The sequence below is a fragment of the Bacillus sp. GS3m_15504 genome, from assembly GCF_055825275.1.
Window position 1 is genome coordinate 353,461 of the sequence record NZ_JBVVNL010000003.1, and the last position, 23,744, is coordinate 377,204.

Sequence of the window (23,744 nt, forward strand, 5' to 3'; positions counted from 1 at the left end):
CCATCCTACTTCACCCCCAATGTTTTCAATGTATTTTGAAGCGGATCCCCTAGTATTTCTGGCATTACGCCAATTGCAATAATGCAGAAGATAAGTAGCAATATAGGAACATACTCCCATCCGTGTATATCAGCTTTCGCTTCCCACTCTTTCTTACCAAATGTTACTTGAAGTGTTGCTCTTAATACGTATACAGCGGTTAAAATGATGCCAAGTACTCCGGCCGCAGCAATGACTGGCTCTACTTGGAATAAACCGAGAAAGGCAAGAAACTCGCTAACAAATCCAGACATTCCCGGCAATCCAAGCGATGCCATTCCTCCCGCTAAAAAGAAACCGCTAAGTACGGGTACACTTTTTGCAAGTCCGCCAAGCGCTGTAATATCCGACGTTCCAAAACGCTGTTCTATAACACCAAGTAAGAAAAAGAGTAAGGCTGCAATTAAGCCATGCGACACAACTTGGAATAGTGCCCCTTGTGTACCTGGTGCATTTAACGCCGCAAGGCCCATTAATACAATACCCATATGCGAAATACTAGAGTAAGCAAGCACCTTCCGAAAGTCTGTTTGAATGAGCGCTAAGAAGGCTCCGTACAATAAATTGATAACCCCTAAAATCGCAATGAGCGTTGCAAACTCGCGAAAGTATTCCGGGAATAGCCCCTGCCCGAATCGAATTATACCGTACGCTCCAATCTTCAGTAAAACACCTGCATGAAGCATCACTACAGCCGGATGCGCTTCAATATGTACATTGACCATCCAGCGATGTAACGGGAAAACGGGTAATTTAATTGCGAAAGCAATCATTATGGCAAGAAACAAGCCGAACTGTAAGCTACTTGGGACAATCATTCCTCCCCCAGCACCTACACTCGCTAATATTTCTTTCAGTTCTGTAATATTTGTTGTACCTGTTTTCGCAAATAAAACCGAGAAAACGATGAGTAAAATAGCGGAGCCAATACCGTTATATATTAAATAACTATAAGCAGCCTTTTCACTCGACAACTTCCCCCACTTCCCAATTAATAAAAACATCGGCGGCAATGTAATTTCAAAGAAGATAAAGAACAACATTAAATTTTGAGCAGCGAAGACGCCGAGCATTCCTATTTCTAACATGAGTAACAGCATATAAAATGCTTTCAAATTTCTTTTAATCGTAAATGCCGCAATTGCTGCAAGCATCGCTAGAAGGGCCGTCAGCACCATCATAACGAGCGATAAACCATCTATACCAAGTTCGTAATAAATGGAAAACCATCTTTTATCTACCGCTGCAAAATCTCCGAATTTAATCCATTTCACTTTTTCATCAAATAGAGACAAATCCCTTCCAGAAGCATATGTACAAGCGAGGACGATAGCCATTCCAAATGGAAGCACCGTTCCAAATAAACCGAGCGCTCGCACTGTACGCGATTCTTTTTTCGGTGTTAATGCAAGTAAGAGAATTCCTAAAAGCGGGGAAAAAATGAAGAACGTTAATAACAAATCATTCATCGTAAATCCCCTCCTGTATAGAGCAAAATAATGAAGAGTACCGCAAGTGAAACAGCTGTTACAGTCCCGTACACTTGTACATTTCCGTTTTGGAGTCTAGAGCCGACTCCGCTCATCCCTTTAACTAAACTCCCTATTAAAATAGCAATTCCTTCGACTACATACACCTCAAATAAGCGAAGCACATGAGCGATTCCTTTCGTAATAGGAATGACCGTCATATTGTATAGTTCATCCACATAATATTTTTCTTTCAAAATTTTATACAGAGGTTCTTCCTCGCCACCAGCCCAATCTCTAGCAATAGATTTCTTGCCATATATGAAATATGCAAGAGCAATCCCAGCCAAAGAAACGAGCGTCGCAACAATCATAATCCAAACTGGGCCGTGTGCTTCTTGCACTTTAAATGCTACATCTTTCGTAAGCCAATCTCCGAGAAACGTTCCAAACCACGGTGTATTTATATAACCTGCCACGACTGCAAGGACGCCAAGGACAATCATCGGATATGTCATGATGCGAGGCGATTCATGCACATCTTCCTTCGTCTTCGCTTCCCCCGTAAAGACGAGAAAGTATAAGCGGAACATGTAGAACGCTGTTAGGAATGCTGCAATTACTGCTAATATGAATAAAACGTAATTGCCGTTCATCCAAGTCACCGCTAAAATTTCATCTTTACTAAAGAAACCGGAAAGGAGCGGCACACCACTTATTGCAAGGGTACCGATTAAAAATAGCGCAGCAGTTACTTTCATCTTCTTCTGTAAGCCGCCCATTTTATTAATGTTTTGCGTATGCACGGCATGAATGACACTTCCTGCCGCCAAAAATAGCAACGCTTTAAAAAAGGCGTGTGTCGTTAAATGGAACACACCAGCTACATAACCGGCAGATCCTAATGCAAGCATCATATACCCAAGCTGACTAACTGTAGAATAAGCAAGCACTCTCTTTATATCCGTTTGCACAAGACCAATGGAAGCCGCAAAGATCGCGGTGAAAGCTCCAACGATTGCCACCGTTTGCATCGCCACCGCACTTGCTGAAAATAGCGGAAACATCGTTGCCACTAAATATACGCCAGCTGCGACCATCGTCGCCGCATGAATGAGTGCCGAAACAGGCGTCGGCCCTTCCATCGCATCCGGTAACCACGTATGAAGGGGGAACTGACCTGATTTTCCCATCGCCCCGATAAAAATTAATATCGCCGTTATTGTAATCATCGTAGGGGTAAGATCACCCGTATGAATCGCCCTAAATATTGCGTCATATTCAAAACTACCTGCATGCCAGAAAATTAAGATCATCCCAATAAATAAACCGACATCTCCAATACGCGTCATAATAAAAGCCTTCTTCGCGGCAGCCCTCGCTTCTTCTTTAAAGAAATAAAAAGCGATGAGTAAAAATGAGCCAAGGCCAACTAACTCCCAAAATATATAAAGCTGTAATAAATTTGGTGATATAACGAGCCCGAGCATCGCAAATGTAAAGAGCCCTAAATAGGCATAAAAGGTTGGTAATCTTTCCTCACCTTTCATATAACCTTTCGAATACACATGTACAAGTAAACTCACAAGTGTAACGATAAACAACATTAAAGCCCCTAATGCTGTCACTTCAAAGCCAAACGATATATCAATATCTCCAGTTCTAAGCCATACCCACTTATGCTTCACTGGTACTGTCGAAAGTCTTTCTATTAATACAAGTACCGCACATATAAAGGAGAGAAAGACGAAGAAAATACTAAGTACACTGCTTCCTTCTCTAATTTTCTTCCCGAATATAATTAATAACAAAAACGAAACAAGCGGGAAAAGCGGTATGAGCCATACATAATCGATCATTGTTTCCTTCCCCCTTTTCGGTCACAATGCTATCCTTTGAGCGTATCCATTTCATCTACATGAACTGTCGTACGGTTACGATATAAAGCAATTAAAATGGCGAGTCCTACCGCGGCTTCCGCTGCTGCTACAGCCATCGTAAACAGAGAGAAAATTTGCCCTGTTAAATTTGGAAACAAACCTAATTTACTAAACGCTACTAAGTTTAAATTGGCTGCGTTAAGCATTAATTCAATACAAACTAATACAATCACTGTATTTCGCTTCGTTAAAGCTCCAAACAAACCGATGCAAAACAAAATAATCGCAAGCGTTAAATATGCAGAAGCAGGTACGCTACTCATTGGAATCCTCCTCTTTCTCATCCTTCTTCGCAAGAATAATTGCGCCAACAAGTGCTACAAGTAAAATAACTGAGGTTAACTCAAATGGAATAATATATTTTGAATAGAGAAGTGTACCGATTTGAAGTGTGTTTTTTTCATGGAGAGGTAAACTTCCTTGTGCGCTCTCATTTGCAAAATCAATATTGTTAACAGCGAAATACATAACTGCCCCAAATGCTACAACCGCAAAGAAGATAATCCATTTTCGAAGAGTAAGACGTGATTCATTTTCCGCGTTATGTTTCGTTAACATAATGCCAAAAATCATAATAATTGTGATCGCACCCGAGTAAAGTAAAATTTGTGCAACCCCTATAAATTCAGCTGATAAAAGAAAGTACAAACCCGCAATGCTGAGAAATGTCAGAACGAGAGCTAGCATCATATGCATGACTTTCGTTAAATTCAACATAAGAACGCCGCCGATAATTGCAGACAAGGATAGTATAAAGAATGCTATAAACTCGCCATTCATGCTTTATTCTCCTTCCTGACGTTTTCGTCGTTTTCATCAAGCCACTGCAAATTTTTAAATAAGTCATCCCGTGAATACTCCGCAAGTTCAAAGTTATTTGTCATAACGATTGCCTCTGTCGGACAAACTTCTGTACATAAATCACAAAGAATACAAATTTCAAAATTAATATCGTACGTGTCGATAATTTTTCCTTTTTTCGTAGGATCCGGATGTTTTTTCCCCGTTAACTGAATACAGTCTGTCGGACAAATATTGGAGCACTGGTTACAAACGATACACTTTTCCGGATAAAACTTTTGAATCCCTCGAAAACGGTCTGGCAATGGCAACGGTTGATTCGGATAATCATACGTCACCTTTTTCTTGCTCAAATTGCCTAGTGTATATTTTAATCCTTTAAATAGACCTTTCATCTCTTACTGGCACCCCCCTCATAGATTAGAAGAATAACTCCTTAATCAATGCCGTTAAGAAAATATTTGCAAGTGCAATTGGCAATAATACTTTCCAGCCAAACTCCATTAACTGATCACCTCTTATACGCGGAAACGTAACACGGAACCAAATTAATAGAAAAACTACGCTGCTAAACTTTAAAGCAAACCATACGGCACCTGGAATAAATCCAAGGAACATAACTGGATTCCATCCGCCTAAAAAAAGCACTGTAATTAACGATGCCATCCCGAAAAAATATACGTACTCTGAAAGCATGAAAAACGCCCAGCGAAACCCTGAGTATTCCGTATGATATCCAGAAACAAGTTCCGATTCTGCTTCTGGTAAATCAAACGGCGTCCTATTTAACTCTGCTACCGCTGCGATTAAGAATACGACGAAACCGATTGGTTGCACGAAAATGTACCAAACATTCTCCTGCGCTGCTACGATTTCATTTAAATTTAAGCTACCAGCTAATAAAACGATGCCAATTACACTCATTACGAGCGGAATTTCATAAGAAATCATTTGCGCCGCCGCACGCATCCCTCCTAAAAGGGAATATTTATTATTGGATGCCCATCCTCCCGTTACGACGCCAATCGTCGTAATGCCAGAAACAGCAATGTAATATAGTAAGCCTACGCCAATATCTGCGAACTGAAATTTATCAGTAAACGGGATGACTGCAAGCACCATAAATGCTGGCGCGAATGCAATAACAGGCGCTAATATAAACAACGGTTTATCTGCCGCTTTCGGAATACTATCTTCTTTTAGTAGTAGTTTTAAAACATCAGCTACCGTTTGCAGCAGACCGAACCGGCCCCCGACTTGGTTTGGCCCAATCCGCCCTTGCATAAAACCCATCACTTTCCGTTCTGCCAAAATACCATATGTAACGAAGCCAAGGACTGCAAATAATAGGAGCACCGCTAATCCGAAAAAAATGAAGAAATTCGTCCAGCTAGAAGGTGATTGTAAGAGCGTTTCAATCATTAGCCATCAACCTCCCCAAGTACAATATCCACTCCACCTAAAATCGTAATTAAATTGGCGATGTTTTCACCTTTCAATAACTTCGGTAAAATTTGCAAATTGTAAAAAGACGGCCTGCGAAACTTCAAACGGTATGGCTCTTTCTTCCCATCACTAGCAATATAGCAACCAATCTCTCCGCGCGGCGATTCTATACGGACGAACGCTTCCCCTTTAGGCGCCTTAATAATTTTCGGTACTTTCGCCAGTACAGCTCCTTCTTTTGGGAACTGCTGGACTGCTTGCTCAACAATCTTTAAAGACTCCTCAATTTCCTGCATGCGGCAAACGTAGCGATCCCAGGCATCCCCCACGCTCCCAATAGGAATATCAAAGTCAAAACGATCATAAATGGAATATGGTTCATCCTTGCGAAGATCCCAGTTTACTCCGGTACACCGCAAATTCGCTCCGCTTAAAGAATACGAAATCGCTTCCTCCGCGCTATATATACCAACGCCTTTTACACGATTTAAGAAAATCTCATTGCCGCTAACAAGATCATGATACCCTGCCAATTGTTCTCTCATATACGGAACAAATTCTTTCACTTTTTCAATCCAACCATCCGGTGCATCCCATTTCACACCGCCGACTCTCATATAATTAAAAGTAAGCCGTGCACCGCATAATTCGTTTAATAAATTAATAATCATTTCTCGCTCACGGAACGCGTACAAAAACGGGCTAACTGCTCCTATATCAAGAAGATTTGTCCCCCACCAAACGAGGTGGCTCGCAATCCTTCCAAGCTCCATTGCAAGTACTCGCAAGTATTCGGCCCGCTCCGGGATTTCAAGCCCCATCATCGTCTCTACAGCATGGCAAATGACGTAATTATTCGTCATAGCCGATAAATAATCCATCCGATCTGTATAAGGGATGATTTGCGTATACTGTAAGCTCTCTGCAATCTTTTCGGTCCCGCGATGCAAATATCCAATAACTGGTGTAGCTTCTTTAATAATTTCCCCGTCAATCTTAATAACAAGCCTGAACACACCGTGTGTACTCGGATGCTGAGGACCTACATTCAAAAGCATTTCTTCCGTACGGATCATTTAGCTACACCTCCACATCATACGGTTCATAATCTTTCCTAAGCGGGTGCCCTACCCAATCATCAGGCATTAAAATACGTGATAAATTCGGATGCCCCTTAAATACAATACCAAGCAAATCATACGCTTCCCGCTCTGGCCAGTCCGCTCCTTTCCAAAGCGCTGTCACCGATTCCACTTGCGGCGCTTCCCTATCCAGCTTCACCTTCACCGCTACTGACTGTTTCTTTCCATATGAAAATAAATGAACATACACTTCCATATGTGTCACAAAATCCGTCGCATGTAGCTCTGACATATAATCAAATGCAAGTCCCTCATGGAATCGCAGTAACTCCATTACTTCATAATATTTTGCAGGTTCCACCACAAGAGTTGGTACATCTTTTGACAGTTTATTAATGTAGAAATCTACTAATATATCCTCTCCTATCTTTCCCTTAATAACTTCAACATACTGATTTAAATACGGTTCATTCATGGATGGCTCTTCCTGCTTCGGCTCCTCTTCCTTCTTACCTTCAGCACCCTTTGTCTTCGCCCTTGCAGCCGCTGCCGCTTTTGCCTTTGCTGCTGCAATTGCCTTCGCCTTTTCATCTCCCGAATCTCCATTACCTTGCGATGCTTTCTGCTTCGCTAACGCTGCTGCTTTTGCTTTCGCGGCTGCGACTGCCTTCGCTTTCGCTTTCGCCTTTTCTTCTTCCGTTACTTCTTCTGTTCCTTCTCTTTTCTGCTTCGCTAACGCCGCTGCTTTTGCTTTCGCGGCTGCCGCTGCCTTCGCTTTCGCTTTGACCTTTTCCTCTTCCGTTACTTCTTCTATTCCTTCTCTTTTCTGCTTCGCTAACGCCGCTGCTTTTGCTTTCGCGGCTGCCGCTGCCTTCGCTTTCGCTTTGACCTTTTCCTCTTCCGCTACTTCTTCTATTCCTTCTCTTTTCTGCTTCGCTAACGCCGCTGCTTTCGCTTTTGCGGCCGCGGCTGCACGTCGTTTTGCTTCTTCTATAGTCATATCGTCATTTTTTGGTAGCGCTTTCTCTTTTTCGCGATTTTCTTCCTCAAGTTTACTTATTTCCACACCATGTTTCGCAACGAGACGCTTTCTCGCCTCTTCTTTCGCACGCCTAGCCGCTTCTCTTTTTAAATCCTCTAAGTCTTTGTTAGGATCACTCATTTATTCGTCACCTGCTTTCCAGTCTTTGCTTCGTAACGAATTTTTTCTTTTAATTTATTAATTCCATAAATTAAAGCTGCAGGATTTGGTGGGCAACCAGGGATATACACGTCAACTGGCACAATTTGATCTACACCTTTCACAACAGCGTACGAATTTACATATGGACCACCTGCTGTCGCACAAGATCCCATTGCAATAACCCATTTTGGTTCAGGCATTTGGTCATATAAGCGCCGAACAATAGGAGCCATCTTCTTCGTTACCGTTCCCGACACAATCATAACGTCCGATTGCCTTGGTGAAGTCCGAAAAAATGACCCAAATCGATCTAAATCATAATGTGATGAACCTACTCCCATCATTTCAATTGCACAGCATGCCAGTCCAAATGTCATCGGCCATAAAGAATTACTTCGCGCCCATCCTTTCAACTGTTCCAATGTAGAAAAAAAGATATTTCGTTCTAATTCCGCTCGCTCATTTGGATGTAATTCCTCAAAATTTATAACCATTGTAACACCTTCTTTTTCCAAGCATACGCTAATCCAACTAGCAACATTACAACAAAGATGAGCATTTCAATCAGTGCAAATAAACCGAGGTTGTCATATGCAACAGCCCATGGATATAAAAATAAAGTTTCTACATCAAAGATGACAAACAATAAAGCAAAAATATAATAACGAGCATGAAACCGAATATTCGCATCATGAAAAGGCTCAATCCCGCTCTCATACGTCGTCGCTTTCGCTGCACTTGGTTTGTTTGGGCGCAGCATCCTTCCTAATGTAAGAGCCACTACCGGCAGCAATATACCTAATAGTAAGAAAATCAAAACGATCATATAACTATTTCCATATACACTTGCCATTGTGAAACCCTCCCCCCTAAATTAAGAACAAGTTCACTTAGTAAACAATATGTCCTAGTTGCAGTAATTATTATTTTTAAATTTTTCTAAATAATGCAACTATTTTAATCATTATAGCAAACTTCAAATTCCTATGTCGATATGTTGGGGACAGAAACGAAAATTATTAAAATCTGTTTTTATAACTTGCTATACTTGCGCAAAATAAGTATATAGGTTATATATGTTTTTTAAGAAATTATAAAAAATACAAAAGAGGAATTTATATGTATATACCGTGGGTGAGATAGATGAAAAAACAAGCACATGTAAGTATTCTTATAAGCATTACATTGCTATCTATAGTGATTCATTATGTGGCAATGCCTTTTCTATATGAATACTCATTTCCCTTTCAAATATTAATTGGAATGAGTACTTTATTCATTGATATTATCGCTTGTAGTTATATACTTTATTTTTCAAACATGAAAGAAGGGTTACCTCGTTTATTTTGGACGATATTATGCGTTGGAACTCTCTCTTATTTCATTGGAGATATCGTCGTTGCCTATCAACGTTTAATTTTAAAGGACTACTATACATTCGTTGATCCGTCTGACTTTTTTTATTTACTTTTTTTAATTAGCTTTGCATTCGCCTTTCTATATGAAATCATTTATAACCGAGATTTATTAGAAAAGCTTTTTATGATATGTGATATTTGCATTATTGTTACAGCACAATTCACTTTAAGTTACTATTTACTTATTGAACGAACCATTCACGTTTTTACAACATCCTATATCGACATATTTGTTCAACTTACCTATCCAATGGCAGACTTACTCTTCCTTCTCATAGGAATCAATCTTTTATTCAGACCATTATCCTTATTACCGAAAAAAGTTGGAGCGCTTCTTGGCAGTGCTTTACTTTTATATGCGACTACAGATGCAATTTATGCTTTTATCAAATACTTTACACCAGAGTATTCTATGTTTACAGTTACTCCTCTTTATCAAGTAACTTTAGTACTAGTAGCAATCGCCTGTATTATCCATACAAAAGAACCTGAAAAACAAGAACAAATACTATTAACACCTAAACTTGGTGAGTCAATCAGATTGTCATTACCTTATATTTCTGTCGTAATGCTTATTGTTTTTATATTAGTTGAATACGTTTTTGCACCTATTGTAGTAATCGGGCTTATCATAACCTTCTCCTTCGTCCTTATACGCCATAGTTTAGTTCGTAAACAAAATAAATTATTATTACTAGCCCAAATGCAATTCAACTCAGAACTCGAAAAACAAATTGAACTGCGTACAGAAGATTTAGTAGAACAAAAAAATGAGCTCTATCATAACCAACAAATGTTTAAGTCTTTATACGAGCATCATCCAGATCCAATCTTCACATTAGATTTGTATGGTAATTTTCTCAAAGTGAATAATGCCGGTACGACTTTACTCGGCTATCAAACAAACGAATTATTAAATCAACCTTACTACTCACTCATATACGAAGAAGATTTAGAAGAAATTATTAACACCTTTCATCGCGTAAAAAAAGGGCATTCTATTTCTTTAGAAATACGGGCTTATCATAAAAATAGAGATATTTACTACTTGCATGTTACGGCTGTTCCTATCTTTTTAAAAGATCATATTTCGGGAGTTTATTTAATGATTAAAGATATTACGGAAAGCAAGCAACAACAAGAGCAAATTAATTTTCTAGCATATCGTGATACCTTAACAGAGCTTGCAAACCGACGTGCATTTCACCAATATGTAGAACAAGCAATTGCTCGATCCAAAATATCAAAAAGACCTTTTGCTGTTATGTTTCTAGATTTAGACCGTTTTAAAATTATTAATGATACCCTCGGTCATAGGGTAGGAGACCTCCTATTAATCGCAGTAGCGAAAAGACTCGAAAGAATGGCCACACCAAATATGAAGCTCGCCCGTCTAGCTGGGGATGAGTTCACAATCCTTATTGAGAACTATAATAAAAGACCAGATGTAAAAAGAATGGCTGATACGATTGTAGAAGCTATGAATGAACCATTTGAAATTGAAAATCAACATTTACAAATCTCACCGAGCATCGGGATTGCCATATATCCTGAAGCAGGTGAAGACCCATTGTCGATTCTACAACATGCTGATATGGCCATGTATGAAGCAAAAAATAGGGGCAAAAACGGTAGCTCTCTATACACGAAAGAACTGTACAAAAAAATGGAACGAAAAGCTCGAATTGAAAAAGATTTGCCACTTGCTTTAGTGAATAAAGAATTCTATCTCGTATATCAACCACAAATTGATATTACAACGAAAAAGATCATTGGTGCTGAAGCATTACTACGTTGGAAGCATCCACTATTAGGCGATATTCCACCGTGTGAGTTTATTCCAATTGTAGAAGAAACTCCACAGGTCATTCCACTTGGACATTGGGTATTACAGGAATCTTGTCGGCAGTTAACAATTTGGCATTCCTTCGGTTACAAAGATTTAAACATAAGTGTTAACTTATCAGCAAAAGAATTCCAGCAAGATCATTTAATCGAGAACATTTCACAAATACTAACAGATGTTAAAGTCGATCCAAAGTATGTAACACTTGAATTAACAGAACGAATTGCGATGATCGATGAAAAAGAAACATTATCAAGACTAAAACAATTAAAGGAATATGGTATTCAAACGTCCATTGATGACTTCGGCACCGGCTATTCTTCTCTCGCTTATTTATCTATTTTCCCTATCGATACATTAAAAGTACCGAGAGAATTTACACAACTAGCTGATCATCGACCAGAAGAGAGAGCCATCGTTTCCACTATCCTTTCCCTTGCAAATACTTTAAACCTTTCTGTCGTTGCTGAAGGAATTGAAACAGAAAAACAACTTAAGTTTCTACAAAGGAACAACTGTAAATATATGCAAGGTTACTATTTCAGTAAACCACTTACTAGCCAGCAATTTATAAAATTTCTACAAAAAACACCCAGTATGAACCAATAGCTCATACTGGGTATTTTTATCATACTATTTGCGGACAGTAAAACTAGTCATCAATGCGGGGTTCCCCCCACTTTATAATGCTGGAATTTCTTTCTCGTAATATTCCTCTGCAATTTCTTCATAAAAAGCTGCTGATGTCGTATAAAAATATGGAATTAACCATAAGAATCCAATCCCGAGTGTAATACAACTTAATATAAACCAACCAATAAAGCTTAAACATAAAATTAAATACTCCATCTTATGCCCATCCATCATACGACGACTTTCTGTAATCGCTTGATTTATAGAATACTCAGGGTGGTCATTTATTATAAAGTACGTCATCGCATAAGAAAATGATTTAATAATGCCTGGAATAATAAATAGTAAACACCATAAGAAAATATAAATATTCACTACTATATATAATAAAAATGACTTTATAAACTTATTTCCGCCTGTAAACCATCTGAATATATTCCCAATACGTGCGTCTTTCTCACGAATGATATGTAGTGCTAAATAATAACCACCTAGCGTTAGTGGACCTATCACCAATATTGTAATAACATCTACTGAAAGCGAGTTCTTTACTTCTTTCCAATCCCAAAACTGAGAGAAAATGAAATCAACACTAAAACTAAATGCTGAAATAAGAATTGAAATAAGTAATGTCGCCCCAACAGCTAATCCCCATTTCCCTTCTAATGAATCTAATGCCTCTCCTTTTAAATCACCAATCATACGTAGCCTCCTATACACAATAACTCTATTAGTATAGCATGTTCCTACTACAATTCATCTTTTGAAATATAGCGATAAAAATGCGCTGTCGTTGTACTTACATACGGGCTAAGCCAAAGAAAACCTATTCCGAGTGTAAGAATTGCTAAAAGTGCCCAACCTATAAAACTCAGCCATAAAAGGAATAAATCTAACTTATGTCCCTTCATCAGATTCTTACTTTCTTTCATTGCTTGTGAAACACTATATTCCGGTTTTTCAACCATCACATAATATGTCATCGAATATGAAAAATACAAAATGGCCATTACAATAAACGAAATAGCTAATAGAATAAAGAAAACAATTATAAATGATGGATTTGCATTCTCATCAAGAAAACCTAATAGCCCAAATACAATCATTCCTAACATCGGAACCCATGTACCTGTATATAACAAAATTGCAAGCATAGCCCACATCGTTTTCATCATTCTTTTAAAGCCACGAAATCCTTCAAATAAATAATCCACTCTAGCATCTTCTCGTTTGCTTATTTGTAGAAACAAATTCGTATGACCATATGTGGTAATGCCATAAGCGGCATAACTTAAAATTATCATAAGACAGTAAAAAATCCCAAACGTAATAGCAGCTCCAATTGCCATCACGTCCTCTTCAATTGAACCAGCTGAAATAGATGCTAAAAGAACTATTATAACTCCTGGAATTAATAGTATAAGCATTACAGCCATTGAAACGACGTAACTTACAATATGATATAAAATCGTTGATCCAACACCTAGCCCCCATTTTCCTTTTAAAGAGTGCAATGCTTCTCGTTTCATTTCACCGATCATTTATTCATCCCCTTTATAAATTGTTGTACATTCTCTACTTATACAAGCATCAACATAAGTATACCATTTTTGTAAAATTATCCATAAAAAAAACCGTAAAGGCAAAGCCTTTACGGTTTTTTTATTTCATATCGGAAACGTTTAAACGGTTCACAGCACGTTGTAATGCCATTTCTGCACGTTTAAAGTCAACATGTGCTTGCTTATCTTGCATACGTTGCTCAGCACGACGCTTCGCTTCATTTGCACGATGGATATCGATATGGTTTGCTTCTTCAGCAGATGATGATAATACAGTTACTTTATCTGGACGAACTTCGATAAAGCCACCACTTACTGCTACATAATCAGTATGTCCACCATTTTTCAGACGAACTGCACTAATTTTTAATGGTGCAACAGTTGGAATGTGACCTGGTAAAATCCCCATTTCCCCACTCTCTGCTTTTACACTTACCATTTCTACTTCTTTTTCGTAAACCGGTCCATCAGGAGTTACAATACTGACTGGAAATGTCTTCATACTTCGTCCCTCCTAAGGCCTTACGCCATCATTTTCTTCGCGTTTTCAATAACTTCTTCAATGCCACCAACTAAGCGGAATGCATCTTCTGGAAGGTCATCATATTTTCCTTCTAGAATTTCTTTGAAACCACGAACTGTTTCTTTTACAGGTACATAAGAACCTTTTTGACCTGTAAACTGCTCCGCTACGTGGAAGTTTTGAGATAAGAAGAATTGAATACGACGAGCACGATGTACAACTAACTTATCTTCTTCAGATAACTCATCCATACCTAAGATAGCGATGATATCTTGAAGCTCTTTGTAGCGTTGTAAAGTTTGCTGTACTTGACGAGCCACTTCATAATGCTCTTCTCCTACGATTTCTGGAGAAAGTGCACGAGATGTAGATGCTAATGGATCTACGGCTGGGTAAATACCCATTTGTGTTAAACGACGCTCTAAGTTTGTTGTTGCATCTAAGTGAGCGAACGTTGTAGCTGGTGCTGGGTCAGTATAGTCATCGGCTGGTACATATACCGCTTGGATAGACGTGATAGACCCTTTATTTGTAGATGTAATACGCTCTTGTAATTGACCCATTTCTGTTGCAAGTGTTGGTTGGTAACCTACCGCAGATGGCATACGGCCAAGAAGGGCAGATACTTCAGAACCTGCTTGCGTGAAACGGAAGATATTATCGATGAACAGAAGTACGTCTTGTCCTTGCTCATCACGGAAATGCTCAGCCATTGTTAAACCTGTTAACGCAACACGTTGACGTGCTCCAGGTGGCTCGTTCATTTGTCCGAATACCATCGCAGTTTTCTTAATTACGCCAGAATCGCTCATTTCGTGGTATAAGTCATTACCCTCACGAGTACGTTCACCTACACCAGCGAATACAGAGATACCACCGTGTTCTTGTGCGATGTTATTGATTAATTCCTGAATTAATACCGTTTTACCTACACCGGCACCACCGAATAGACCGATCTTACCACCCTTAATGTAAGGAGCAAGTAAGTCTACTACTTTAATACCAGTTTCAAGAATTTCTACTTTAGTAGATAATTCTTCGAATGCAGGTGCTTGACGGTGAATTGGATCACGACGTACATCCGCAGGAACCTCACCATCTAAGTCAATTGCATCACCTAATACGTTAAATACACGACCAAGTGTTGCATCACCAACTGGTACAGAGATTGCTTTACCAGTATCTTCTACTTCTGTGCCACGAACAAGTCCATCTGTGGAAGACATTGCAACTGTACGAACTGTGTCATCACCTAAATGAAGTGCAACTTCAAATGTTAAGTTAATGCTTGTTCCGTTTTCGTTGCTCTGTTTTACCGTAAGGGCGTTGTAGATTTCTGGTAGCTTTCCGCCATCAAACTTAACGTCTACAACCGGACCCATGATTTGCGTAACGCGCCCTTTATTCATCGGGTTCCCTCCTAGCTTTCTTTTAATTAGCCAACTTTCTACGAGCAGTTAGCTTTTCATTTTTTATTAGTTTATAGCTTACGCGACTCTTTTGACAGAGCCGCTTCCACTTTTTATTACTATTCTAACGCTGCTGCTCCACCAACGATTTCCGTAATTTCTTGCGTAATCGCTGCCTGACGTGCACGGTTGAATGAAAGTGTAAGTGAATCGATAACTTCCATTGCGTTGTCTGTAGCACTCTTCATTGCTGTCATACGCGCTGCGTGCTCACTTGCTTTACCGTCTAGTAATGCACCGTACACTAAGCTTTCTGCGTATTGTGGCAATAGTACTTTTAAAATTTCTTCTTCAGAAGGTTCGAATTCATAAGCTGTCGTCGGTTTATCAGACGCCACATCAGTAAGCGGTAAAATTTTATTTTCCGTTACTTCTTGTGAAATTTTACTTACGTAATGGTTGTAGTAAATATACAGCTCATCATAAGCACCATCTGCGAACATCGCAATTGCTCGAGAAGCAAGGTCTTTAATATCAGTAAATGATGGATGGTCAGATAATCCAACTACTTCATCAATGATGTTAAAGCCGCGACGTTTTAAATAATCACGTCCTAGTCGTCCAAGCACAATAATTGAATATTGGTTTGAATCCATATTATGACGTTCACGAATTACGTTACTTACTGTACGTAATACGTTACTGTTATAACCACCTGCTAGTCCGCGATCAGATGTAATAACGATGTATCCTGTACGCTTTACAGGGCGCGCATTTAGCATTGGATGATTAATTCCTTTACTTCCTTGCGCAATGCTCGCTACTACTTCTTGAATCTTTTCCATATACGGAACGAAAGATTTAGCATTTTGCTCTGCACGGTTTAACTTAGATGCAGATACCATCTCCATCGCTTTCGTAATTTGACTCGTTTTCTTTGTCGAGTTAATCTTCGCTTTTATATCGCGTAAAGATGCCACAGGTTTTCACCACCTTTTTTCCGGAAGTTGGCACGATTAGTAAGAATCCTCTTCCTAATCTACGTTGCAAGATATTCTTGCTCATGATTGAAGGAAAAGAATAGGTGCACCTACTCTTTTCCTTTACATAACCGTCAGCAATCTCAGAAATTGAGACGCCTTATATATACTATCTAGCTCCAGCGGCTTGAATACTCGGTGGCTTCACTTCTTTCCTACGAGGCAAACACCGCCTCTTCGTCAGAAGTTCCATCCCCCTCACATTCAGAACGAGCCGCTTCCGCTTTTATTATTCAGAAGCTACGAATACTTTTTTAAATCCGTTAATTGCTGCTGCAAATTTGTCGTCATCCGCAAGTTTCTTAGTTGTGCGGATTTCTTCTAATAAGTCAGTCGCATTAGAATCTAACCAAGCATGGAATTCTTCTTCGAAACGAGTGATATCTACTACTGGGATATCATCTAGGAATCCACGTGTTAAAGCGTAAAGAATGATAACTTGTTTCTCTACACGTAACGGTTTGTGTAATCCTTGTTTTAATACCTCAACAGTACGAGCACCACGGTTTAGTTTCGCTTGAGTTGCTTTATCTAAGTCAGAACCGAACTGAGCGAACGCTTCTAACTCACGATAAGATGCAAGGTCAAGACGAAGTGTACCTGATACTTTACTCATTGCTTTAATCTGAGCAGATCCACCTACACGAGATACAGAAGTACCCGCATCGATCGCTGGACGTACGCCAGAGAAGAATAGGTCAGATTGTAAGAAGATTTGTCCATCCGTAATCGAGATTACGTTTGTTGGGATGTAAGCTGATACGTCCCCTGCTTGTGTTTCGATGAAAGGTAGTGCCGTTAAAGAACCGCCGCCTTTTGCATCACTTAATTTTGCTGCACGCTCTAATAAGCGAGAATGTAAGTAGAATACATCCCCTGGATAAGCTTCACGACCTGGAGGACGACGTAATAGTAATGACAGCTCACGGTAAGCTGCTGCTTGTTTTGATAAGTCATCATATACTACTAATACGTGTTTACCATTGTACATGAACTCTTCACCCATTGTTACACCAGCATAAGGAGCTAGGTATAATAATGGAGCTGGTTGAGAAGCAGATGCAGTTACAACGATTGTGTACTCTAATGCACCATGCTTACGTAGTGTTTCTACTACGTTACGTACAGTTGATTCTTTTTGTCCGATTGCTACGTAGATACAAATCATATCTTCATCTTTTTGGTTAATGATTGTATCAAGTGCAACTGCTGTTTTACCTGTTTGACGGTCACCGATGATTAACTCACGTTGACCACGGCCAATTGGTACAAGAGCGTCGATCGCTTTAATACCTGTTTGAAGTGGCTCATGAACAGATTTACGATCCATTACACCCGGTGCTGGACTTTCGATTGGACGAGTGTTTGTTGTATTGATTGGGCCTAAACCATCAACTGGTTGACCTAATGGGTTTACAACACGACCAATTAGTTCTTTTCCTACTGGTACTTGCATGATGCGACCAGTACGACGAACTTCGTCGCCTTCACGGATTTCTGTGTAAGGTCCTAAAATGATAATACCTACGTTGTTTTCCTCTAAATTTTGTGCTAGCCCCATAACGCCGTTAGAGAACTCTACAAGTTCACCAGCCATAACGTTATCAAGACCATGAGCACGCGCGATACCGTCACCAACTTGGATAACTGTACCAACATCACTAACTTCGATTTCAGACTGATAGTTCTCGATTTGTTGCTTTATCAGTGCGCTAATTTCTTCAGCTCTGATGCTCATGTGCTTCACCCCTATCTATTCTTCATTAATTCACGCTGAATACGTGCTAATTTTCCTTGTAAACTTCCGTCGTAAATGCGATTTCCAATACGTACTTTAATACCGCCTAGTAAATCTTCATCTACAACATTTTTTACGCGAATTGCATCTTTTCCTGTTCTCTTTGCAAATGCTTCTGCAATGTTAAGCTTCTCTTCTTCTGATAGAAGACGAGTAGAGTATACTGTTGCGTCCGCTACGTTACGTTCTTCATTCGCAAGAACTACGTATTCATTTGCAATGTCAGATAAGATATCAATGCGTTTGTTATCAATTAAAATATATAACGTATTTAAAATAGATTCAGAAACAGATCCGAATACGTTTGCAAGAAACGTCTTCTTCTGCTCTTTTGAAATGTTCGGTTGTGTTAAAAAGCTATGTAGTTCTCCGTTCTTCTCATAAACGTTTTGTACAAGGCGTAATTCCTCTTCAAACATTTCTAATACGTGTTTTTCTTTTGCAATTTTAAAAAGAGCGACAGCATAACGTTTTGCTACAATCCCATTGCTCATCGCGCTTCTCCTACTTCTTTAATATAATCGCGAATTAACTTCACTTGATCTTCTTCTTTTAGTTCTTTTTCAATTACTTTAGAAGCAATTTGAACAGATAAAGAAGCAACTTGTTCTTGTAAAGCAGCAATTGCTTGCTCTTTTTCGCGTTGAATTTCTTGTACAGCAGATGCTTTAATTGATTCTGCTTCTTCTTTCGCAGCAGCAACAATAACATCCTTTTGATCTACAGCTTGCTTTTTCGCTCTTTCGATTAACTCTTGTGCTTCAACACGCGATTGTTTTAACATCTCACGTTGTTCTTCCACTAATTTCTTCGCCTCAGCATTATTTCTTTCTGCAGCGTCGATTTCATTAGCAACGTGCTCTTCACGTTCTTTCATAATTCCCATTAAAGGACCCCACGCAAATTTGCGTAGCATTACTAATAGAAGTAAGAAAATGAACAATGTGTAAGCAATCGTTCCAAATGGAATGGCAGCCCCTAATAATAAAGTTGGCACAAGGATTCACTCCCTTCAAAATATCTAAATTGATCATATGAAAAAAAAAGACATACGTTTCGTTCATAAAGCAATGGCGAAGAAAGTTCGGAAAAACACTCTTCGCCATCTATGTAAGGGGAGTCTCCCTTATTTGTTCATTACGATGAATGCAATAACTACACCGATGATTGGAAGTGCCTCAACTAAAGCAACCCCGATGAACATAATTGTTTGAAGTGCGCCTTTTAATTCTGGTTGACGAGCAACACCTTCGATTGTACGTGATACGATAAGACCGTTACCAATACCTGCACCTAATGCTGATAAACCAATTGCAATTGCAGCTGCGATTACACCTAAACTCATTTAATTTGTCCTCCTTTGTATTATAAAAAAATAAATTTTTTCTTACTTAAATTATATTAATGGTCATGGCTTACTTTATGAGCCATATAAACCATCGTTAACATAACGAAAATAAATGCTTGGATTGATCCAACGAATACACTGAATCCCATCCATGCTAACATCGGTACAAGTGCACCTAATGCTCCAAGGAATGTTGCTCCACCTAACTTAGCAAGTAATCCTAATAAAATCTCACCTGCATAAATGTTACCGAATAAACGAAGACCTAACGTTAATGTGTTAGCAAACTCCTCAATAACCTTTAATGGGAATAAGAATTTCATAGGTTGGAAATAACCTTTTACGTATTCTTTCGTACCCTTCATCTTAATTCCATAATAATGGGTGAGGGTAACTACCATCACGGCTAATGTTAATGTAACTGCTGGATCAGACGTTGGTGATCTCCACCATGCAATATGTTCGCCAGCTTCAGTTGCTGAATACATGAATGGTAAACCAAGGAAGTTCGATACGATGATAAACATGATAAGCGTAACGCCAAGCGTTAAGAATCGTCCACCTGTTTTCCAGTCCATCGTACTATTGATAATCCCTTTCACGAAGTCAAACACCCATTCCATGAAGTTTTGCATTCCTGTTGGGCGAAGAGCTAAGCTGCGAGTTCCGATAACAGCGATTAAGAAAACAATAACTGCTGCTACAGTAACCATCATAACTGACGACAAATCGAACGTTAAACCTAGAAATTCAACTAATTTACCGTGTTCCACTAGTAATTCACCTCTCTTCCCTGCTCTTATACTCTAAATAAAGAAAATCTATGATCATGACAAGGTATCCTGTCAGCAATCCTACACCTAAGCCCCACATCGCAATTAACTCTTGATATTTGGCTGCAAATAAAATTAATAACCCAATCGTGGCGAATCTTGAATATGTACTTACCGCTGTCGCCTTAAACTTTACGTTTTCTCCATTTGTCACGCGATCCAGCAGCTTGTCTGTTCTACGTGCAATGATGCGCAAACTAAGAAAACTGAAAATCGTCCCGATAATCAGTCCAAGAAATACATCCTTGTAAGAGGTGAATCCCCATCCTAGCACTAGAAGCGCAAGCAAGTAGTACATATATTTCTTTTGTCTTTGGACAAGTCCATGTACGTCTATCATCATTGCTCTCCCGAATAGTAATGTCGAATGAGTCGAATCATTGCGTATACCCCTGTTCCTAATCCGAGTAATAACCCTATTATAAGAAACAATGGAAACGTTCCAACCTTATTATCAATCCACTGCCCACCAAAGATCCCAACAAGAATAGAACCGACTAACTGGGCAAGAATACCTGACATTAAAGCATAAGCTTTTATATGGCTGCGATCGTTTTTTTGCAAGGATTCATCCCTCCAATATGTAACCCTCATTCACGATGTGTTAATAATAACTCATTTTTTTGCATAAATCCTATACAAAATAAAAAGTTTACATTTTCGTCACGGAATAGATGTATTTTTGTCACTGAAAGCCCTACCATCTATCCCCGTTGTTAGCATACAATAGGGTATTAACAGTGTCAACGAGAAATCGTAAAAAATCAAAAAATTTGAGTATTAGTCATTTCCTCCCAAAAATGAAAACGTTCCCCTTCTAAATACTGGTTAGAGATATGCAATTTCTAACAGTTTTCCTTTTATAATAGAAGGAAATGTTCACAAGTTTGTCACTATTATATTTTTAAGATATAACGCTTTCCTTCCATAATATAGTGCTCTTTAGACGTAAGACTTCTATATTATATGTGATGTGTATGCAACTTATGTTGTATATACTATGTATATTTATCCCCCTCCCCTACCTCACCAAGGTACAAAAAAACGAGAGGGGAATCCCCTCTCGTCAGTTGTCTTACTTCGTTCCGAATAAACGGTCACCAGCATCACCAAGACCTGGTACTACATATCCGTGGTCATTTAATTTCTCATCTAATGCTGCTACATAAATATCAACATCAGGATGTTCTTCTTGTACTACTTTTACTCCTTCTGGAGCTGCAACGATACACATTAATTTAATTTGTTTTGCACCGCGCTTTTTCAGAGAGTTAATTGCTTCAGCTGCAGAACCACCTGTTGCTAGCATCGGATCTAGTACGATAAAGTCACGCTCTTCTACATCCGTTGGAAGTTTCACATAGTATTCTACCGGTTGCAATGTTTTAGGATCGCGGTATAAACCAACGTGTCCTACTTTTGCTGCTGGAATTAATTTCAGAATTCCATCAACCATTCCTAAACCTGCACGTAAAATCGGAATTAAACCAAGTTTTTTACCAGCGATCACTTTTGTTGTCGCTTTGCTTACAGGCGTCTCAATTTCAATGTCTTTAAGTGGAAGATCGCGAGTAATTTCAAAAGCCATTAAGCTTGCTACTTCGTCCACTAATTCACGAAAATCTTTCGTACCTGTATTCTTGTCGCGAATATATGTAATCTTATGTTGAATTAACGGGTGATCAAATACATACAGTTTTCCCATGTGAATCTCTCCTTTAGATGATATTCATGCGTTTGCACGCTTTTTTACACTATTTACGATTGTAAAGAAAACGCTACTAATATTCAAGGGCAAATTTGGCAAAATCATGATTTCCGATGAATCTATCTAGTATCTTTACCAATTATGGGAGCTGTATCCTTCATTATATCGCCAAAATTTATTCATCATTTGTATACATACTTCAAGAACAATATATGTCCACAAAAAAGACTGCCAAAACAATTACGTTTCAGCAGTCTACTTCAATCTATTATAGATCTGTGTACATTGGGAATTTGCTCGTTAACGCTTCTACACGCTTACGTGCTTCTTCTAATGCAGCTTCATTTTCATGATTTTTTAATGTGTAAGCAATAAGTGAAGCAATTTCATCCATGTCTTCTAAACCGAAACCGCGAGATGTTACAGCTGCTGTACCGATACGTACACCACTTGTTACAAATGGGCTTGCTGTTTCAAATGGAATTGTATTTTTGTTCACAGTAATACCAACTTCGTCTAATACATGCTCTGCTACTTTACCTGTAATTTCTAAGTTACGAACATCAATTAAGATTAAGTGATTGTCTGTTCCACCAGAAACAAGTGTAAGTCCTTCTTTTTGAAGACCTTCAGCTAAGCGGTTCGCATTGTTAATGATATTTTGTGCATATGTTTTGAAATCATCTTGAAGTGCCTCACCAAACGCAACAGCTTTTGCAGCGATTACGTGCATAAGTGGACCACCTTGAATACCAGGGAAGATAGATTTATCAATTTGTTTTGCAAATTGTTCTTCACATAAAATCATACCACCACGTGGGCCACGTAACGTTTTATGTGTTGTCGTTGTAACGAAATGTGCATGTGGTACTGGGTTTGGATGTAAACCAGCAGCTACTAAACCAGCGATATGTGCCATATCAACCATTAAGTATGCGCCCACTTCATCTGCAATCTCACGGAATCGTTTGAAATCGATAACACGAGGGTATGCACTTGCACCTGCAACGATTAATTTTGGTTTATGTTCTTTCGCTTTTGCTAATACATCATCGTAATTAATACGGTGAGATTCAGCATCCACGCCATATTCTACGAAATTATATTGTACTCCACTGAAGTTAACAGGGCTTCCGTGTGTTAAGTGACCACCATGAGATAAATTCATACCAAGTACTGTATCGCCTTGCTCTAAAATTGTGAAGTATACTGCCATGTTCGCTTGTGCACCAGAATGCGGTTGAACATTTACGTGCTCTGCGCCGAAAATTTCTTTTACGCGATCACGTGCGATATCTTCTACTACGTCTACGTGTTCACAACCACCATAGTAACGTTTCCCAGGATATCCTTCAGCATACTTATTCGTTAAAACAGAACCTTGCGCCTCCATTACCGCTTCACTTACGAAGTTTTCCGAAGCAATTAACTCAATCTTCGAACGCTGTCTTCCTAGTTCTGCCTCAATTGCAGCAAATACCTTTTCATCTTGACGTTTTAAATGATCCACCAAAATCCCCCTTTTCTGAACGAATTACATCGATTCCCAACAGTTTTTTCTTATTTATTCAGAAAAAACGAAAATTCAGGTTGTAATTCTTTCGAACCTTCATGTTTTCAACTACATTCTAACATGACTTTCTATATCATAAAAGAAAAAAAAGAC

The 23,744-nt window shown here is 38.9% G+C and carries 26 protein-coding genes; 1 reads left to right on the forward strand and 25 read right to left on the reverse strand.

Annotated features, from left to right (window positions below; genetic code table 11):
- Window positions 1–5 precede the first annotated feature (5 nt).
- Genes AC0L0O_RS23785 through nuoA form a run of 10 tightly spaced genes read right to left on the reverse strand, consistent with a single transcriptional unit; the run spans window position 6 to window position 8,813 of the window.
- The gene (locus AC0L0O_RS23785; RefSeq protein WP_428889162.1) at window positions 6–1,508 is read right to left on the reverse strand and encodes an NADH-quinone oxidoreductase subunit M; all 1,503 of its coding nucleotides are present in this window, start codon (window positions 1,506–1,508) and stop codon (window positions 6–8) included.
- Window positions 1,505–3,367 (reverse strand): NADH-quinone oxidoreductase subunit L, encoded by a 1,863-nt coding sequence (gene nuoL / locus AC0L0O_RS23790; protein ID WP_428889161.1) that lies wholly within the window; start codon window positions 3,365–3,367, stop codon window positions 1,505–1,507. The genes AC0L0O_RS23785 and nuoL overlap by 4 nt, the downstream gene beginning before the upstream one ends.
- A 29-nt stretch (window positions 3,368–3,396) precedes the next feature.
- Complete coding sequence (gene nuoK, locus AC0L0O_RS23795; RefSeq protein ID WP_000100078.1) at window positions 3,397–3,711, reverse strand: NADH-quinone oxidoreductase subunit NuoK; 315 nt, start codon at window positions 3,709–3,711, stop codon at window positions 3,397–3,399.
- On the reverse strand, window positions 3,704–4,228 hold the full coding sequence (locus AC0L0O_RS23800; protein WP_001012801.1) for an NADH-quinone oxidoreductase subunit J: 525 nt from the start codon (window positions 4,226–4,228) through the stop codon (window positions 3,704–3,706). The genes nuoK and AC0L0O_RS23800 overlap by 8 nt, the downstream gene beginning before the upstream one ends.
- Window positions 4,225–4,644, reverse strand: coding sequence for an NADH-quinone oxidoreductase subunit NuoI (gene nuoI, locus AC0L0O_RS23805; protein ID WP_000677187.1), 420 nt, complete (start codon window positions 4,642–4,644; stop codon window positions 4,225–4,227). Before nuoI ends, AC0L0O_RS23800 begins: the two co-directional genes overlap by 4 nt.
- 25 nt (window positions 4,645–4,669) lie before the next feature.
- Window positions 4,670–5,671 carry an NADH-quinone oxidoreductase subunit NuoH gene (nuoH, locus tag AC0L0O_RS23810; RefSeq protein WP_000573430.1) on the reverse strand — a complete coding sequence of 334 codons (1,002 nt, stop codon included), beginning with the start codon at window positions 5,669–5,671 and terminating at the stop codon, window positions 4,670–4,672.
- Entirely contained in the window at window positions 5,671–6,771 is a 1,101-nt protein-coding gene (nuoD, locus tag AC0L0O_RS23815) for an NADH-quinone oxidoreductase subunit NuoD (RefSeq protein WP_375361169.1), read from the reverse strand. The genes nuoH and nuoD overlap by 1 nt, the downstream gene beginning before the upstream one ends.
- A gap of 4 nt (window positions 6,772–6,775) precedes the next feature.
- Window positions 6,776–7,939 (reverse strand): NADH-quinone oxidoreductase subunit C, encoded by a 1,164-nt coding sequence (locus AC0L0O_RS23820; RefSeq protein WP_428889160.1) that lies wholly within the window; start codon window positions 7,937–7,939, stop codon window positions 6,776–6,778.
- Window positions 7,936–8,454 (reverse strand): NADH-quinone oxidoreductase subunit NuoB, encoded by a 519-nt coding sequence (gene nuoB, locus AC0L0O_RS23825; protein ID WP_000236331.1) that lies wholly within the window; start codon window positions 8,452–8,454, stop codon window positions 7,936–7,938. Before nuoB ends, AC0L0O_RS23820 begins: the two co-directional genes overlap by 4 nt.
- Entirely contained in the window at window positions 8,445–8,813 is a 369-nt protein-coding gene (nuoA, locus tag AC0L0O_RS23830) for an NADH-quinone oxidoreductase subunit NuoA (RefSeq protein ID WP_000179279.1), read from the reverse strand. Before nuoA ends, nuoB begins: the two co-directional genes overlap by 10 nt.
- Before the next feature lie 290 nt (window positions 8,814–9,103).
- Between nuoA and AC0L0O_RS23835 the strand changes: the two genes are divergently transcribed.
- Window positions 9,104–11,833, forward strand: coding sequence for a putative bifunctional diguanylate cyclase/phosphodiesterase (locus AC0L0O_RS23835; RefSeq protein ID WP_000743639.1), 2,730 nt, complete (start codon window positions 9,104–9,106; stop codon window positions 11,831–11,833).
- A 72-nt stretch (window positions 11,834–11,905) separates the two neighbouring features.
- On the opposite strand, the gene AC0L0O_RS23840 is transcribed toward AC0L0O_RS23835, so the two are convergent.
- From AC0L0O_RS23840 to glyA, 15 genes are all read right to left on the reverse strand, one after another.
- Complete coding sequence (locus tag AC0L0O_RS23840) at window positions 11,906–12,559, reverse strand: DUF975 family protein (RefSeq protein ID WP_428889159.1); 654 nt, start codon at window positions 12,557–12,559, stop codon at window positions 11,906–11,908.
- Between the two features lie 47 nt (window positions 12,560–12,606).
- On the reverse strand, window positions 12,607–13,398 hold the full coding sequence (locus AC0L0O_RS23845) for a DUF975 family protein (protein ID WP_000578791.1): 792 nt from the start codon (window positions 13,396–13,398) through the stop codon (window positions 12,607–12,609).
- Between the two features lie 121 nt (window positions 13,399–13,519).
- On the reverse strand, window positions 13,520–13,921 hold the full coding sequence (atpC, locus tag AC0L0O_RS23850; RefSeq protein WP_000847214.1) for a F0F1 ATP synthase subunit epsilon: 402 nt from the start codon (window positions 13,919–13,921) through the stop codon (window positions 13,520–13,522).
- Between the two features lie 20 nt (window positions 13,922–13,941).
- The gene (gene atpD / locus AC0L0O_RS23855; RefSeq protein ID WP_001032600.1) at window positions 13,942–15,351 is read right to left on the reverse strand and encodes a F0F1 ATP synthase subunit beta; all 1,410 of its coding nucleotides are present in this window, start codon (window positions 15,349–15,351) and stop codon (window positions 13,942–13,944) included.
- Between the two features lie 119 nt (window positions 15,352–15,470).
- The gene (gene atpG / locus AC0L0O_RS23860) at window positions 15,471–16,331 is read right to left on the reverse strand and encodes a F0F1 ATP synthase subunit gamma (protein ID WP_000157696.1); all 861 of its coding nucleotides are present in this window, start codon (window positions 16,329–16,331) and stop codon (window positions 15,471–15,473) included.
- 289 nt (window positions 16,332–16,620) lie between these two features.
- Window positions 16,621–18,129, reverse strand: a complete 1,509-nt coding sequence (gene atpA / locus AC0L0O_RS23865; RefSeq protein ID WP_000027518.1) for a F0F1 ATP synthase subunit alpha — start codon at window positions 18,127–18,129, stop codon at window positions 16,621–16,623.
- Window positions 18,130–18,140: 11 nt separating this feature from the next.
- Window positions 18,141–18,683, reverse strand: coding sequence for a F0F1 ATP synthase subunit delta (gene atpH, locus AC0L0O_RS23870; RefSeq protein WP_000064678.1), 543 nt, complete (start codon window positions 18,681–18,683; stop codon window positions 18,141–18,143).
- Window positions 18,680–19,186 (reverse strand): F0F1 ATP synthase subunit B, encoded by a 507-nt coding sequence (gene atpF, locus AC0L0O_RS23875; protein WP_001142616.1) that lies wholly within the window; start codon window positions 19,184–19,186, stop codon window positions 18,680–18,682. Before atpF ends, atpH begins: the two co-directional genes overlap by 4 nt.
- Before the next feature lie 129 nt (window positions 19,187–19,315).
- Entirely contained in the window at window positions 19,316–19,534 is a 219-nt protein-coding gene (gene atpE / locus AC0L0O_RS23880) for a F0F1 ATP synthase subunit C (protein ID WP_000052064.1), read from the reverse strand.
- Window positions 19,535–19,590: 56 nt separating this feature from the next.
- On the reverse strand, window positions 19,591–20,310 hold the full coding sequence (gene atpB / locus AC0L0O_RS23885) for a F0F1 ATP synthase subunit A (RefSeq protein ID WP_000399873.1): 720 nt from the start codon (window positions 20,308–20,310) through the stop codon (window positions 19,591–19,593).
- Window positions 20,311–20,317: 7 nt separating this feature from the next.
- Complete coding sequence (locus AC0L0O_RS23890) at window positions 20,318–20,710, reverse strand: ATP synthase subunit I (protein WP_000567600.1); 393 nt, start codon at window positions 20,708–20,710, stop codon at window positions 20,318–20,320.
- Window positions 20,710–20,934, reverse strand: a complete 225-nt coding sequence (locus tag AC0L0O_RS23895) for an AtpZ/AtpI family protein (protein ID WP_001171223.1) — start codon at window positions 20,932–20,934, stop codon at window positions 20,710–20,712. Before AC0L0O_RS23895 ends, AC0L0O_RS23890 begins: the two co-directional genes overlap by 1 nt.
- A 26-nt stretch (window positions 20,935–20,960) precedes the next feature.
- Window positions 20,961–21,074: a DUF4024 domain-containing protein gene (locus AC0L0O_RS23900; RefSeq protein ID WP_000232961.1), complete on the reverse strand. Its 114-nt coding sequence runs from the start codon at window positions 21,072–21,074 to the stop codon at window positions 20,961–20,963.
- Window positions 21,075–21,445: 371 nt separating this feature from the next.
- On the reverse strand, window positions 21,446–22,075 hold the full coding sequence (upp, locus tag AC0L0O_RS23905; protein WP_000517539.1) for a uracil phosphoribosyltransferase: 630 nt from the start codon (window positions 22,073–22,075) through the stop codon (window positions 21,446–21,448).
- 271 nt (window positions 22,076–22,346) lie between these two features.
- Complete coding sequence (gene glyA / locus AC0L0O_RS23910; RefSeq protein ID WP_000349816.1) at window positions 22,347–23,588, reverse strand: serine hydroxymethyltransferase; 1,242 nt, start codon at window positions 23,586–23,588, stop codon at window positions 22,347–22,349.
- Window positions 23,589–23,744: the final 156 nt, after the last annotated feature.